The organism is Modestobacter versicolor (assembly GCF_041028285.1).
GTDB lineage: Bacteria > Actinomycetota > Actinomycetes > Mycobacteriales > Geodermatophilaceae > Modestobacter > Modestobacter versicolor_A.
On record NZ_JABGDB010000006.1, the window covers coordinates 75,262 to 88,654 of the forward strand.

The 13,393-nt window shown below is 75.5% G+C and carries 17 protein-coding genes and 1 tRNA gene; 8 read left to right on the top strand and 10 right to left on the bottom strand.

Features of this window, described 5'->3' with window-relative positions:
• Nucleotides 1-21: 21 nt before the first annotated feature.
• Both HL054_RS17930 and HL054_RS17935 read right to left on the bottom strand, forming a co-directional pair.
• Nucleotides 22-687: an HAD family hydrolase gene (locus HL054_RS17930; RefSeq protein ID WP_369140420.1), complete on the bottom strand. Its 666-nt coding sequence runs from the start codon at nucleotides 685-687 to the stop codon at nucleotides 22-24.
• A gap of 203 nt (nucleotides 688-890) precedes the next feature.
• Nucleotides 891-1,997, bottom strand: a complete 1,107-nt coding sequence (locus HL054_RS17935; protein ID WP_369140421.1) for an NDMA-dependent alcohol dehydrogenase — start codon at nucleotides 1,995-1,997, stop codon at nucleotides 891-893.
• A 145-nt stretch (nucleotides 1,998-2,142) separates the two neighbouring features.
• Between HL054_RS17935 and HL054_RS17940 the strand changes: the two genes are divergently transcribed.
• Together HL054_RS17940 and HL054_RS17945 are read left to right on the top strand one after the other, a co-directional pair.
• Nucleotides 2,143-2,676 (top strand): DUF5946 family protein, encoded by a 534-nt coding sequence (locus HL054_RS17940; protein WP_369140422.1) that lies wholly within the window; start codon nucleotides 2,143-2,145, stop codon nucleotides 2,674-2,676.
• Nucleotides 2,677-2,685: 9 nt separating this feature from the next.
• Entirely contained in the window at nucleotides 2,686-3,375 is a 690-nt protein-coding gene (locus HL054_RS17945) for a TetR/AcrR family transcriptional regulator (RefSeq protein ID WP_369140423.1), read from the top strand.
• Nucleotides 3,376-3,378: 3 nt separating this feature from the next.
• Here HL054_RS17945 and HL054_RS17950 read toward each other — a convergent pair whose 3' ends face one another.
• The 3 genes from HL054_RS17950 to HL054_RS17960 form a co-directional block, all read right to left on the bottom strand.
• A complete protein-coding gene (locus tag HL054_RS17950; protein WP_369140424.1) occupies nucleotides 3,379-4,002 on the bottom strand; it encodes a TetR-like C-terminal domain-containing protein in 624 nt (207 codons plus the stop codon).
• 103 nt (nucleotides 4,003-4,105) lie between these two features.
• A complete protein-coding gene (locus HL054_RS17955) occupies nucleotides 4,106-4,438 on the bottom strand; it encodes a hypothetical protein (protein WP_369140425.1) in 333 nt (110 codons plus the stop codon).
• Nucleotides 4,439-4,520: 82 nt separating this feature from the next.
• The gene (locus tag HL054_RS17960; RefSeq protein WP_369140426.1) at nucleotides 4,521-5,411 is read right to left on the bottom strand and encodes a 1,4-dihydroxy-2-naphthoyl-CoA synthase; all 891 of its coding nucleotides are present in this window, start codon (nucleotides 5,409-5,411) and stop codon (nucleotides 4,521-4,523) included.
• Nucleotides 5,412-5,525: 114 nt separating this feature from the next.
• Between HL054_RS17960 and HL054_RS17965 the strand changes: the two genes are divergently transcribed.
• Nucleotides 5,526-6,320, top strand: a complete 795-nt coding sequence (locus HL054_RS17965; RefSeq protein ID WP_369140427.1) for an endonuclease/exonuclease/phosphatase family protein — start codon at nucleotides 5,526-5,528, stop codon at nucleotides 6,318-6,320.
• A 47-nt stretch (nucleotides 6,321-6,367) separates the two neighbouring features.
• Here the strand turns inward: HL054_RS17965 and HL054_RS17970 are convergent, their stop codons facing one another.
• Entirely contained in the window at nucleotides 6,368-6,826 is a 459-nt protein-coding gene (locus HL054_RS17970) for an NUDIX domain-containing protein (RefSeq protein ID WP_369140428.1), read from the bottom strand.
• 83 nt (nucleotides 6,827-6,909) lie between these two features.
• On the opposite strand from HL054_RS17970, the gene HL054_RS17975 reads away from it, so the two are divergent.
• Nucleotides 6,910-7,260: a VOC family protein gene (locus tag HL054_RS17975; protein ID WP_369140429.1), complete on the top strand. Its 351-nt coding sequence runs from the start codon at nucleotides 6,910-6,912 to the stop codon at nucleotides 7,258-7,260.
• 80 nt (nucleotides 7,261-7,340) lie between these two features.
• Nucleotides 7,341-7,637, top strand: a complete 297-nt coding sequence (locus HL054_RS17980; RefSeq protein WP_369140430.1) for a hypothetical protein — start codon at nucleotides 7,341-7,343, stop codon at nucleotides 7,635-7,637.
• On the opposite strand, the gene HL054_RS17985 is transcribed toward HL054_RS17980, so the two are convergent.
• A complete protein-coding gene (locus HL054_RS17985; protein WP_369140431.1) occupies nucleotides 7,634-8,212 on the bottom strand; it encodes a hypothetical protein in 579 nt (192 codons plus the stop codon). The two genes, HL054_RS17980 and HL054_RS17985, sit on opposite strands and share 4 nt — an antisense overlap.
• Entirely contained in the window at nucleotides 8,209-9,930 is a 1,722-nt protein-coding gene (locus HL054_RS17990; protein ID WP_369140432.1) for a PHP domain-containing protein, read from the bottom strand. Before HL054_RS17990 ends, HL054_RS17985 begins: the two co-directional genes overlap by 4 nt.
• Before the next feature lie 149 nt (nucleotides 9,931-10,079).
• Here HL054_RS17990 and HL054_RS17995 point away from each other — a divergent pair, with 149 nt between their 5' ends.
• Genes HL054_RS17995 through HL054_RS18005 form a run of 3 tightly spaced genes read left to right on the top strand, consistent with a single transcriptional unit; the run spans nucleotide 10,080 to nucleotide 12,045 of the window.
• Entirely contained in the window at nucleotides 10,080-10,649 is a 570-nt protein-coding gene (locus HL054_RS17995; RefSeq protein ID WP_369140433.1) for a TIGR00730 family Rossman fold protein, read from the top strand.
• Nucleotides 10,650-10,688: 39 nt separating this feature from the next.
• Nucleotides 10,689-10,877 (top strand): hypothetical protein, encoded by a 189-nt coding sequence (locus tag HL054_RS18000; RefSeq protein ID WP_369140434.1) that lies wholly within the window; start codon nucleotides 10,689-10,691, stop codon nucleotides 10,875-10,877.
• Nucleotides 10,878-10,896: 19 nt separating this feature from the next.
• Entirely contained in the window at nucleotides 10,897-12,045 is a 1,149-nt protein-coding gene (locus HL054_RS18005) for an NAD(P)/FAD-dependent oxidoreductase (RefSeq protein ID WP_369140435.1), read from the top strand.
• A gap of 79 nt (nucleotides 12,046-12,124) precedes the next feature.
• Here the strand turns inward: HL054_RS18005 and HL054_RS18010 are convergent, their stop codons facing one another.
• Both HL054_RS18010 and HL054_RS18015 read right to left on the bottom strand, forming a co-directional pair.
• Nucleotides 12,125-13,099, bottom strand: coding sequence for a GGDEF domain-containing protein (locus tag HL054_RS18010; protein WP_369140436.1), 975 nt, complete (start codon nucleotides 13,097-13,099; stop codon nucleotides 12,125-12,127).
• A gap of 149 nt (nucleotides 13,100-13,248) precedes the next feature.
• Nucleotides 13,249-13,335, bottom strand: a tRNA-Ser gene (locus tag HL054_RS18015).
• Nucleotides 13,336-13,393 lie beyond the last annotated feature (58 nt).

Below are 13,393 nucleotides of genomic sequence, written 5' to 3' on the forward strand. Positions count from 1 at the left end.
TGGGGGCAAAGGGGTCCTCGTTCAGGCGAGCGGGGTCCCGTCCAGCGCCGCGGCCAGGTCCCCGGGGGTGTCGTGGATGCCGACCGCACCGGCGTCGCGCAGCTCGTCGTCCCCGAAGCCGCCCGAGCGGACGCAGATCGCGGGCATCCCGGCGTTCTTGGCCGCCTCGACGTCCCACACCGAGTCGCCGACCAGCACGCTGGCGGTGTCCTGTGACGCGCCCAGCTTCTGCAGCGCCACCTGCAGCAGGTCCGGCGCGGGCTTGGTCTGCTCGGCGTCCTCGCTGGTGGTGATCGCGTCGGCGATGCCGCGGGCGTCGAGCAGGTCGACGAAGGCGTCGACGTGCTGCGGCTTCCCCGAGCTGGCCAGCACCAGCCGGTGGCCCCGGTCCTTGACCGCCAGCAGCAGGTCCCGGGCGCCCGGCAGCGGGGAGATCTCGCCGATGAGCTCGTCGAACTCGCCGACCCACCGGTCCCGCGCCTCGTCGCCGATCCGCTGCTCGACCTCGTCGCCACCCAGGGCGGACACCAGCTGGTCGCCGCCCATCCCGATCAGCCGGTGGATGCGCCAGAGCGGGAACGTCTCACCCAGCGAGCGCAGGGCCCGGTACCAGGCCAGGGCGTGCTGGTAGTTGGTGTCGACGAGCGTGCCGTCGACGTCGAGGACGGCGATCGTGGGTTCGGGCATGGGCACACAGCTGCCCAGCCGCCGCCCCGCTCACCCCTGTCCCCGCGAAGACGGTCATCTCCGCCCGGCCGGGAGGCCCGAAGACGGCCATCTCCGGCCGGCCGGAAGGGCCGGAGACGGCCATCTCCGCCCGGCCGGAAGGCCCGAAGATGGCCATCTCCGCCCGGCCGGGAGGGCCGGAGACGGCCATCTCCGGGCTGGGGTCAGTGCTGGTGCTCGAGGACGCCGCGGATGACCAGGCCGTCGCGCTGGTCCTGGTAGCCCTCGTTGACCTGGTCCAGCGAGTACCGCTTGGTGATCAGCGAGTCGAGCTCGAGCTTGCCGTCCTCGTAGAGCCGCAGCAGCCGCGGGATGTCCCGGTGGGCGTTGCACATGCCGTAGAGCGCGCCCTGCACCCGCTGCTCGAACACGGTGGCGATGTTCCCCGGCAGGCCGACGGTCATCTCGGTGGCGTGGTCGCTCAGCCCGGTGAGCACCAGCGTGCCGCCCTTGCCCAGGCAGCCGTACGCCCCGCCGATGATGTCGGTGCTGGTCGTCCCGGTGGTCACGATGACGACGTCCGCGCCGGTGCCGCGGGACAGCTCCCGCGCCAGGCCCTGCGCCTCCTCCGCGCCGGCGACGGCGTGGGTGGCGCCGAGCGTGCGGGCGAACTCGCGGCGGAACTCGACCGGGTCGACGGCGACGACGTGCCCGGCCCCCGCCATGGCCGCGCCCTGCACCGCGTTGCAGCCCACCCCGCCGGTGCCGACGACGACCACCACGTCGCCCGGGCGCACCGGGCCGGCGTTGACCGCGGACCCCCAGCCGGTCGGCACGCTGCAGGCCATCAGCGCGGCGACGTCCAGCGGGAGGTGGGCGTCGATCTTCACGCAGGAGTACTCGGAGAGCAGCGAGGTCTGGGCGAAGGCGCCGACGATGCAGAACCCGCCGAGCGGCTCGCCGTCCAGGGTGAAGGGGAACCGGCCGTTGGGGAGCATGCCGCTGGTGATGGTGGCGCCGAGGTCGCAGAGGTTGGAGCGCCCCGCGGCGCACCAGCGGCAGTGGCCGCAGGCGGGCAGGAACGCGGTGACGACGTGGTCGCCGGGGGCCACGTCGGTGACGCCCTCCCCCACCGCCCGGACGACGCCGGCGCCCTCGTGCCCACCGACGATCGGGTAGCGGGCGCTCTCCACGCGCAGGTGCTCGTCGGAGTGGCAGAGCCCGGCGTAGGCCATGTCCACCAGCACCTCGCCCGGCCCGGGGTCGCGGACGTCGAGCTCGACGACCTCCCAGTCGCCGGGACCGCGCAGCACAGCACCGTGCGTCTTCATCGAGCGCCTCCAGATCAGCGGGGTGACCCAGCACACGTTAGGCGGTCGCGCACCTCGTCCCGCCGCGGGGTGGCACCGGGTGCCAGCGCGCCGCGCGACCGCACCGCGCAGCACCCGCGGGCCCGGTGCGGCACCATCGACCGCCGTGGACGCCACCGACACCGCCGCCCCGGCCGCCGAGCCCACGGTCTGCCCCGGCTGCGGCTCCGTGCTGGTCGCCGTCCCCGGCCTGCCGGACGCCCACCCGGGCGCCTCGGCCGGCTGCGCCGGGCTCTTCGCGGTCACCGTGCGCGGCCTGCGCGAGGAGGCGGCGCAGGACGCCCGGACGGCGGCGCTGCTGCAGCTGGCGACCGACGCCTACGACGCCCAGCACCTGCGCGACGGCGAGCCGGCCGCCCCCGCGGTGCGGCTGTGCCGGTGGCTGGAGCGGGACCTCGACCCGGCCCGCGCGCCGTCCGCTGCGGACGAGGTCGCCGCCCCCGGGGACCTCGCCCGGCCGGTCCGCTGGACGACGACCGTCGCCGACCTCGCCGCCGACCTGGACGTCGTCGACCTGCCCTCGCTGGTCCGGTCCTGGGCCGCCGCGGTGTGGTCGGACTGGGCGCCGGCCCACGCGGCCCTGCGCGCAGCCGCCGATGCCGCACCCAGCGGCCGGGACACCGCGGGCGGACGCCGCTAGGTTCTGGCTGTGACCGAGGCCACGGGTGGCCGGCGAGAGCTGCGCAAGGCGCAGACCAGGGCCGAGGTGCGGCAGACCGCGCAACGGCTGTTCGCCGAGCGCGGGTTCGGGGCGGTCACCATCGCCGACGTCGCCGCCGCCGCGGAGGTCGCCGTCCAGACGGTCTTCAACCACTTCGAGACCAAGGAGGCGCTGTTCTTCGACGGGCGCACCCCCTGGGTCGAGGGCGCCGCCGCCGCGGTGTCCCGGCGGACGGCGGGCAGCGACCCGGTGGCCGCGCTGCGCGGCTACATGGAGTCCGCGCTCACCTCGGTGCTGCTGCGGGAGCACGAGCCGGAGAACCGCAGCTACGTCGAGGACCTGGCCCGCTCGACGTCGCTGCAGTCGCGGGAACGGATGCTGGTCGAGCAGGCCGGCGAGCGGGTCGCCGTCGAGCTCGGCGCCGCGATCGCCGCCGGCGACTGGCCGGCCGCCCGGGCGGCGGACCACGCGACCGCGCGGGTGCTCAGCCGGATGGTCGCCGACCTGTTCCTGGTGGCCGGCCGGGTGCTGGTGCTGGAGAACCGCCGGGTGGTGCTGTCGCCGGAGCCCGACGACGCCCGCCGGACGTCGGTGCAGGAGACCACGGCGGCGACCCTGGCCGAGCTGGAGCGGGGGGTCCGGGGCCTGGCCGCCCGGTTGGTCGACCCGGCCCCGTGACCCTCAGCGGGCGGGGTGCCCGGGGTCGATGACCGGCAGCAGCAGGTCGGTGACCAGCTGCTCGACCTGCGTGGAGGTCATCGGCGCCGGCGCGAAGGCGGTGTAGCGCTGCCACCAGAGGGCCTGCAGCACCTGGCCGAGCAGGGCGACCCGCTCGTGCGGCAGCTCCCGGCCGCGGCCGGCCTCGCGGGTGGCGAGCTCGCGGACCGCGCCGGCCAGCGGGCGCACCAGCGCGTCCTCCAGCCCGGCCCGCAGCTCGGCGTCGTGCCGGGCGGCGCCGACCAGGCTGGCGGCGGCCCGCTCGGCGCGGTCCAGCGGGCGGGTCCACGGCAGCAGCAGCGCGCAGAGGTCGGTGCTCAGCGAGCCCTGGTCCTCGGGCACCTGGACCAGCGTCGTGGTGCTGAGGGCGTGCCGGGCGAGGGCGGCCATGGTGGGCCAGCGGCGGTAGATGCCCGCCTTGCCGGCGCGGGCACGGGCTGCGACGCGGTCGCTGTTCAGCCGGCCCCAGCCCTCGTCGGCCAGGATGTCCATCGCCACTGTCACCAGTTGGTCGGACAGTTCGGTGGACAGCGGCCGGCCTGGGGGGCGGGCGCCGGCGGGTCGCGGCGGCAGGTCGGTGGTGGTCACCGTGCAATCGTTCCCCAGAGAGTGGAGTGACCACAACAACTCTCCGCGTCCGCGTCGAAGTCACAGCTCCCCCGACAGCGCTCCCACGGCGTTTCGGAACAGATCAGGCAGATGCAGCGGGCTCCACGTGTACGTGGAGTGACGCTCCGTCGTCAGCGGCCCAGCCCTGGTCGGCCGCGGCGGCGACCATGGCGTCGAACCGCTCGGTCCAGTCCGCGGCCGTCGCGTGCGCCCCGCCGGCGCTCCGCAGCGCGGCGACGTCCACCAGTCCGTGCTCGCCGTCGACCAGCCGGCCCAGGCCCGCCTGCCGCAGCGCGCGGTCGACGTCCTCGTCGGTCAGCGCGCCCACGGCCAGGTGCAGCCGGGACAGGTCCTCGACGTCGGCCACCTGCACCTCGGGCACCTCGTCGGTGCCCCCGATCACCTCGATGATCATCCGTACGTCTCCTCTGCTCTTCGGCCCCCTCGTAGGGTCCCGCCGCGCGCTCGCGAGTGGTGGGGGGCGAGGGGGTCCTCCATCAGGCGTGCCAGGGGAAGCGGCTGAAGTCGGCGGGCCGCTTCTCCAGGAAGGAGTCGCGCCCCTCCACCGCCTCCTCGGCCATGTAGGCCAGCCGGGTCGTCTCCCCGGCGAACAGCTGCTGACCGACCAGACCGTCGTCGATCAGGTTGAACGAGTACTTCAGCATCCGCTGGGCGGTCGGGCTCTTGGCCACGATCCGCCGCCCCCAGTCCAGGGCCGTGGCCTCCAGCTCGGCGTGCGGCACCACCCGGTTGACCATGCCCATCCGGTGCGCGTCCTCGGCGGAGTACTCCTCGCCCAGGAAGAAGATCTCCCGGGCGAACTTCTGCCCGACCTGGCGGGCCAGGTACGCCGAGCCGAAGCCGCCGTCGAAGCTGCCGACGTCGGCGTCGGTCTGCTTGAACCGGGCGTGCTCGGCGCTGGCCAGGGTGAGGTCGGCGACGACGTGCAGGCTGTGCCCGCCGCCGGCCGCCCAGCCGGGGACGACGCAGACCACGACCTTGGGCATGAAGCGGATCAGCCGCTGGACCTCCAGGACGTGCAGCCGGCCGGCCGCGCCGTCGCCGGCCTCGTAGCCGTACTTGCCGCGCACCCGCTGGTCACCGCCCGAGCAGAAGGCCCAGCCGCCGTCCTTCTCGCTCGGGCCGTTGCCGGTGAGCAGCACGCAGCCGACGTCGGTGGACAGCCGCGCGTGCTCGAACACGGCCAGCAGCTGGTCGACCGTCTGCGGCCGGAAGGCGTTGCGCACCTCGGGCCGGTCCAGCGCGATCCGGACGACGCCGGCGTCCACGGCGCGGTGGTAGGTGACGTCGGTGAGCTGCTCGAAGCCCTCCACCTCCTGCCAGGCGGTGGGGTCGAAGATCTCGGAGACGTCGGCGCGGGCACTCACGGGCCGAACCTAACCGCCGGGGAGGGCCGCTGCCCGGCCGACCAGCTGCCCCCGCGGCCCGGCGCAGGGGCGGCCGGGACGGCGGGACCGGGCGCGGGCTGGTCTGATGGGCGGGTGGAACTCCGGGTCGGCACGCTGAACCTCGCCTCCGGCCGGGACACCGCTGGCCGGGCGCTGGACGCCGCCGGGCTGCGGGCCGCCGTCGACGGGGTGGACGCCGACGTGCTGTCCCTCCAGGAGGTCGACGTCGGCCAGCCCCGCTCGCACGACGTCGACCAGCCGGCCGAGGTGGCCGCGGCGCTCGGCGCGAGCGAGTGGCGCTTCGCCGCGACCGTCGCCGGCACCCCCAGCCCGTTCCGCAGCTGGACGCCGGTCGACCCGCCGGTGCTGCGCGCGTCCTGGGAGGAGCCGGCCGGCCCGCACTATGGGATCGCCCTGGTCAGCCGGCTGCCGGTGCAGCGCTGGTCGGTGCTCGCGCTGGGCGCCGGCCGGGCCCGGCTCCCGCTGCAGGCGCCGGACCCGCGCACCGGGCGGACCCGCTGGTGGTGGTTCCCCGACGAGCCGCGGCTGGCGATCGCCGCCGAGCTCGAGCACTGCACGGTGGTCGCCACCCACCTGTCGTTCGCGCCGCACACCGCGCTGCGCCAGCTGACCCGGCTGCGCCGCTGGTGCGCCGGGCTGCCCGGCCCGGTCGTGCTGGCCGGCGACCTGAACCTGGTCGGACCGGTGCCGGCCCGGGTCTTCGGCGCGCAGCGGCTGGTCAGCGAGCCCAGCTACCCGGCGCCGGCGCCGCGGGTGCAGTTCGACCACGTGCTCGGCCCCGCGGGGCTGGACCCGCAGCGCCCCGAGGTGCGGCAGCTCGGGCTGGGCGACCACCGGCTGGTCAGCGTGTCGGTGCGGCCGGGCTGACCGCTCCGCCCGCGAGCCCGCTGACCCGGCGGCCCGGCGGCCGGGGCTCAGGCGAGCAGCGGGCGCAGCACCGGGAGCGAGGCCGCGAACCCGGGGTGCAGGTCCGGCAGCCCGTCCAGCGGGAACCAGCCGACCCCCACGCTCTCCTCGTTCAGCGCCAGGTCGGCCGGCTCGAGCGCACCGGCCGGGGTGGCGAGCACCGTGGTGTAGGCCCAGCCGCCGTGGTCGTCGACGGACTCGGTGCCCAGCACGACGTCGTCCCGGCGCAGGCCCAGCTCCTCGCCGGCCTCGCGCAGCGCGCCGTCGGCCGCCGACTCTGCGGGGTGCAGCGCGCCCCCGGGGGTGCCCCAGGTGCCGCCGTGGTGCGACCACTCGACCCGCAGCTGCAGCAGCACCTCGATGCCGGCCGAACCGGCGCGGTGCAGCAGCAGGCCCGCGGCGCCGGCCAGCCCCCAGTGGCGGTGCCCCAGCGCGCACGTCGTCCAGCCGTCGGTCGGGGAGCGCACCCGGTCAGTCTGCCGTGGGTTGGGCCGGCGCCGCGCGGGGCACCCGTCGGGCACAACCGAAGCGATCACCGAGGAGTGCAGACGTGGCGAGTGGCGTGGCGAGCGTGTGGGTGCCGGTCGAGGACATGGACCGGGCCCGCGCCTTCTACCGGGACACCCTGGGACTGACCGAGCAGAAGACCACCGAGGACTGGAGCGAGTTCGACGCCAACGGGCTGATGATCGGGCTCAACGCGCGGGAGAGCGCGAAGTCCGCCGACGGCGGGGCGGTCATCACCTTCCAGCCCGACGGCGACCTCGACTCCGAGGTCGAGCAGCTGCGGGGCAAGGGCGTGGAGTTCACCGGCGGGATCAGCGACCACCCGTGGGGCCGGCTCGCGCCGTTCAAGGACTCCGAGGGCAACGACCTGCAGTTCTACGCACCGCCGTCCTGACGCCGACCCCGTCCTGACGTCCCTTCCGTCCTGACGTCGCTGCCGGGCCCGGGCACCGCCGGGCCCGGCAGGATGGGCGCATGGAGACCGTGCAGCTGCGCCGTTACGTGCTCGAGCCCGGCCGGATGGCCGACTTCCTCGCCTGGTTCCCGAGTGTCGTCCCGGTGCGGGAGCAGTTCGGGTTCCGGGTGCTCTTCGCCCTGACCGAGCACGAGCACAACTCGTTCACCTGGGCGGTCGCCCACGACGGCGACGAGGCGGCGTTCCTCGCCGCCGAGGAGGCCTGCAACGCCAGCCCGGAGCGGGCCCGTGCGTTCGAGGCCTTCCCGCGGGTGATCGCCTCCTTCGAGATCGGCTTCGCCACCCCCGCGCTCTAGGGGCCGGCGCCGCCGCAGCACTCGTGGGGGAACTCGACCTCGAACGGCTGCAGCACGCCGCCGGCGGCCTGCTCCACGACCAGGGTGAGCCGCCCGTCGGTGAACTGCGGGCGCAGGAACCCCAGCGTGTCGACGACGGCGTCCGGCCCGACCGCCGTGCCGACGCCGACCACCGCGTCGATGGCGGTGCGGGCGACCAGGTCGGCGACCGGCAGCCGCCCGGCCACCGCGTCCTGACCGGGGAACCGGACGCACCGGCCGTCGACCCCGTCCTGCGCCGCCAGCAGCGCCGCCACCGCCGGCGTCGCACCGTCCGGCCCGGCCTCACCGTCGACGACGACCGGCCCGCCCAGCGCGGTCGCCAGCGCCGTCCGGGTGCGGTCGGGGTCCGCCGGCGCCGCGGTGAGCCGCACCGCGACGCCGGCCCGGGGTGCCGTGGCGGAGCGGTCCACCGAGGTGCAGACCAGCTCCGCCGCCGTCCCCGACCCGGCGAGCGCCGCGTCGACCGCCGCCAGCAGGTGGGCGTCGGGCAGGACGTCGTCCGCCGGGACGCCCGCCCACCAGCGGGCCGTCACGCGACGACGTCGACGAAGACCGGGTTCGCGTAGAACCAGAGGTCCTGCCACGGGTCGGCGTCGCCCACCACGTCGATCGGCGGGTTGTCGTTCGCGTCCAGCTGCTTGCCGTCGCTGCCCCGCAGTCGCAGGTAGAACGACTGCTGCACGTCCCGGAACGTGTACTCGAACGTCGCCCGCTTCCGGCCGCCGCGCACCTCGAAGGTCTGCACCACCCGGGTCTGCGGGGCGGTGAAGGTGTCCCGGTCGGCGGCCGCGCCGGTCACCGGGCCGCTGATCAGGTCGACCCTGGCGAGCTTCGGCACGTCGCCGTTGGCGTTGGGGCCGGTGGCCAGCTCGATGGTGACGTCGACCTTCACGTCGTTGCCGCGGCGCACCTGGGTGCGCCCGCCGAGGGTGACACCCCGGCCGTCGCCACCCCGCCCCGAGCGGACCCGCAGGTCCAGGCCCTCGATCAGCCGGCCGTGCACGGCGACGACCTTGCCGGCCTGCAGGCCGCGCATGACGGAGACGTAGTCGCGGGAGTCGGCGGCCACCAGGGTCGAGCTGTACTGGCCGGGCCAGAAGTCGCCGTAGGTGGTGATCGGCGCGCCGGTGTCGACGGGGGCGCCGCGGCTGCCGGTGGTCGGGTAGTCCTGGCTGCCGGGGGCGAAGGTGTCCCGGAAGACCTGGTGGGAGTCCGAGGTGGCGGTCACCCAGAACGGCCGGCCCTCGGCCAGCAGCGAGTCCCAGAGCCCGCCGACGGTCGCGGTCATCCAGTCGAAGCCGCCGAAGGTGCGGTAGGACTCCGGCGGGTAGGCCAGGAAGCTGGTCGCCGGGTTCGGGCCGCGGTCGTAGTAGCCGCGACCGCTGCCGGGGCCGCCTGCCGCCGCCGGGATGCCTGCGGCCTGGTGGCCCGGCGCCCCCTCCATGCCGACGGCGACGCCGGGCGCGGCCTCCCGCCAGCCGCGGATCTCGTGCGGGCTGTCGATGCCCTGCCGGCTCGGGTGGTTGGCGAACATCAGCGCGAGCTCGGTGCGCCGGTTGCGGACCTGCGCCTCCAGGTACTTGAGCCCCTCGACGGCGTAGCGCTCGGCGGCCGCAGCATCGGCACCGATGGTGCCGGCGGCGGCGAGCACGCTGCCGTCGTAGCCGGCCTCGAAGGCCTTGAGGATGTCGACGGTCGCGGCGCCCGGGGGCAGGAAGACCGTGGCGTGCTCGGCGCCCGGGATGTTCCACTCCAGGCCCTGGAAGACCAGCATGTCGCGGTGCGCCGCGCGGGAGGCCTCGATCCGCGGGGTGACCTGGTCGATCGAGAACTTCTGGTGCGCCACGCTGCCGTGGTCGGTGATGACCACCCAGTCCAGGCCGTACTCCTGCCCCTTGCTCACCTGCGTCTCGATCTCGTACTGCGCGTCGGGTGAGAACTGGGTGTGGATGTGGTGGTCGCCGGCCAGGAACACCGAGCGGCCGTGCCACGGGTTCGTGGTCTGCCCGCCTCCGCCGTGGGCGGCGGCGACGCCCTGGCCGACCCCGGCCGCCGCGCCCCCCAGCCCGGCGGCGGCACCGGCGACGACGGCCGCGGTGGCCAGGAAGCCGCGGCGGGACACCGACAACGGGTCGTCGGCGTCCGGGTCGGCCCAGCTGCCCTCGGCGCCCGTGGGCCCGTGGTGGTGGTCGCCGTGGCCGTGCCCGTGGTCGTGCCCGTGGTCGTGCCCGTGCTGGTGGTCGTGGCTCATGGATCGCTCCCACATCGTCCGCGCTGCATCCGTCGCCAGGGACTCTGCGGCGGCGGCACCGACGCGCGGGTGGCCCGCAGGCGAGCATCCGGCGAACACCGCACCCCCGTCCCGGGCACCCCCGAACGGGGCGGACCTAGGGTCGGCGGGTGCGCATCGCCGTCTTCACCGGGTCCCACTCCGGGCCGCCGTCCCACCAGCGGGCCGCCGCCACCTTCGCCACCGACCTGGCCCGCGCCGGGGTCGGCATCGTCTACGGGGGCGGCAACGTGGGCCTGATGGGCGTGGTCGCCGACGCCGCGCTGGCCGCCGGCGGCGAGGTGGTCGGGGTGATCCCGCAGCACCTCGTCGACGACGAGGTCGCCCACCCCGGGCTGCCCCGGCTGGAGGTCGTGCCGTCGATGCACGAGCGCAAGGCGGTGATGGCCGACCTCGCCGACGCCTTCGTCGCCCTGCCCGGCGCGGCCGGCACGCTCGAGGAGCTCTTCGAGGCCTGGACCTGGGGGATGCTCGGGCTGCACAGCAAGCCGACGGCGTTCCTGGACGTCGAGGGCTTCTGGCAGCCCCAGCTGGACCAGCTGCGCCGGATGGTCGACGACGGGTACCTCGCGGCCAACCGGCTGGCGGCGCTCGGCGTGGTGCACGACGCCGCCGGGCTGCTCGCGTTCGTCGACGGCTACACCCACCCGGCCCGCAAGTGGAGCCCGCCGGCGGCCTGACCGGCGGTCGGGTTGAGGGCAGCGCGCGGTGGGCACCGGATGCCCATGCGCCTGAAGACGACCCTCGCCGCGCTCGCGATCGCCACCAGCACCGTGCTCACCGGGTGCGGCGGGGACAACACCGACCTGGACCGCGGCGAGACCAACTGCGACGGCGGGGACACCAGCTCCCAGGACCAGGAGTGCGAGCAGGAGGGCAGCGCCCCCGACCCGGCCGTCCTCGGCTGACCCGCCTACCGTTCGCGCGGTGGAGCACGCGGACGTCGTCGTGGTGGGGGGTGGCCCGGCCGGTGCCGCCTGCGCGGCCGCCGTCCGGCGGGCCCGGCCGGACGCCGACGTGCTCGTCCTGGACCGGGCCGCGTTCCCCCGGGACAAGGTGTGCGGCGACGGGATCGCCCCGGAGGCCCTCGACGTGCTCGCCGGGCTGGGCCTGGACGTCGCCGCGCTGACCGACGGGCACCCGGTCGTGCCCCGGCTGCGGCTGCAGGGTCCCCGAGGGACGACGGTCGAACGCGCGACCGCCCGCCCGTCGGTGGTGGTGCCGCGGGCGGTGCTCGACGGCCGGCTGCTCGACCAGGTGCTGGCCGGCGGGGTGCGGTACGCCCGGCACACGGTCCGCTCGATCGCCGTCCACCCGACCCACGTGGAGGTCGACGGCCGGTACCGGGCGCCGGTGCTGGTCGGTGCCGACGGCGCGGAGTCCGTCGTCCGGCGGGCGCTCGGCATCGCGCCCAACCCGCCGGACCGGTTGGCCGTGGCGATCCGCGGCTACGCGCCGGTGCCGTCGTCCGCCGAGGGCGTGCAGGTGGTGACCACCACCGAGCAGCGGTGGCCGGCCTACGCGTGGTCGTTCCCGCTCGGCGACGGCCGGGCCAACGTGGGCTACGGCGAGCTGGTGTCCGGCGGGGTGACCCGCGCCGGCCTGCTCGCCGGGCTGCACGGGCTGCTGCCCGGCGTCGAGCCGGTGGAGCTGCGGGCGCACCGGCTGCCGCTGTCGACCGGCCGACCGCGGCTGCCCGACGGCCGGGTGCTGCTGGCCGGCGACGCGCAGTCGCTGATCAACCCGCTCACCGGCGAGGGCATCTTCTACGCGGTGCTGTCCGGGGCGCTGGCCGGTGCGGCGTCGGTGCACGGCGCACAGGCCGGGCAGGTGCACCGGCGGCTGCTGCGCCGGCGGCTGGGCGCGCACCTGCGGTCGTCGACGGCCGCCTCGCAGCTGAGCCGGTGGCCGGCGCTGATGGACGCCGCCGTCCGGGCGTCGGCCGCGGACCAGCGGGTGTTCGACGACGTGGTGGGGCTGGGGCTGGCCGACGGCCGGCTGACCGCCCGGACCCTGGCCGCCACCGTCCGCTCCCTGCCCCGCCGTCTGACCTCCAGCGTTGATCAGGTGACCTGATCAAACGCCGTCCTCCCGCACCGACGTTGGTGCGGGAGGACGGACTTTGATCAGGGGACCTGATCGAAAACCGCCCCGGTCAGCCGGCGACCTCGACGCGGCCGCGGCCGGCACGCTTGGCGGCGTACAGGGCGGCGTCCGCAGCGGCGTAGAGCTCCTCCAGCCCGAGGGCGTGGGACGGCGCGTGGGCGACGCCGAGGCTCACCGAGATCGCGAGCAGGGAGCCGTCGGGGAGGACGAGCGGGGAGGCGCTGACGGCGTCGAGCACCTCGGTGGCCCGCCGGACGGCGACCTCGGAGGAGCAGTCGGGCAGCAGGACGGCGAGCTCGTCGCCGCCCATCCGGCTGAGGACCGCGTCCCCGGCCCGGACCACCGCGCGCAGCACGCCGGCGATGTGGGCCAGGGCGTCGTCGCCGACCGGGTGCCCGTGCTGGTCGTTGATGGACTTGAAGGAGTCGACGTCCACGAGCACCAGCGCGGTGCCCTGCGGGGCCAGCCGGGTGGTCAGCGCCGTGGTCAGCGCCTGGTCGAGCACCCGGCGGTTGACCAGCCCGGTGAGCGAGTCGGTGGTGGCTTGGGCCTGCAGCAGGGCGACCAGGCGGTCCTGGGTCTCGCCGGACCGGACCAGCATCACGGCCATGACGGCCAGCACGGCGCCGAAGAAGCTCAGGTCGCTGAGGGCGTGGCCCACCGGCTGGAGGGAGAACAGCACGAGGGCGTCCCCGGTGATGGCGACGACCGTGACGACCGCGACGGCCGACCGGCGCAGGTGCACCCCGGCCCACAGCACGGGGAAGGCGAGGAAGGCCTGGGCACCGGCGGACGGGTCCCGGGTCAGCCAGTTCATCCCGCAGCAGATCAGCACGCCGATGAGGGCGATGGACACGTGACCGCCGCGGCGGTCGATCAGCTCCGGGGCGGTCAGGTGGTAGACCCCGGCGAGGGCGACGAGCAGCCCGGCGCTGACCCAGGACGCGACGATCCCGGTGGAGCGCACGGCGTTCGGCCCGAAGAACGAGAAGACCAGCAACGTGGCAGCGCAGACCAGCAGCACCAGGACGGCGGTCCTGGCTGCTGCCTGAGGGTCTCGGGCCCTCAGCGACGCGGGGAGCTGCACTCCTGCGTCATCGGCAGTCCCCGGCGATTGCTGGGACACAACCGATCCCGACCCGACCCGTTGGGGTGAGCGGGGTGGTGCAACGGCGGAGGGCGTGGGATTCGAACCCACGATGGGTTTCACCCCATAGCGGTTTTCAAGACCGCCGCCATCGGCCACTAGGCGAGCCCTCCTGGCAGAGGCAGGCTAGCGCCCGCCCCAGGAACGGCACCGGCCCCGCCCCGCGGGTGC

Bases quoted from the DNA above. Each gene is read 5' to 3' on its own strand.
- HL054_RS17955 (WP_369140425.1), bottom strand. From the start codon at position 4,438: ATGATCATCGAGGTGATCGGGGGCACCGACGAGGTGCCCGAGGTGCAG.
- HL054_RS18000 (WP_369140434.1), top strand. From the start codon at position 10,689: ATGCCCATGCGCCTGAAGACGACCCTCGCCGCGCTCGCGATCGCCACC.
- HL054_RS17930 (WP_369140420.1), bottom strand. From the start codon at position 687: ATGCCCGAACCCACGATCGCCGTCCTCGACGTCGACGGCACGCTCGTC.
- HL054_RS17990 (WP_369140432.1), bottom strand. From the start codon at position 9,930: ATGAGCCACGACCACCAGCACGGGCACGACCACGGGCACGACCACGGG.
- HL054_RS17980 (WP_369140430.1), top strand. From the start codon at position 7,341: ATGGAGACCGTGCAGCTGCGCCGTTACGTGCTCGAGCCCGGCCGGATG.
- HL054_RS17935 (WP_369140421.1), bottom strand. From the start codon at position 1,997: ATGAAGACGCACGGTGCTGTGCTGCGCGGTCCCGGCGACTGGGAGGTC.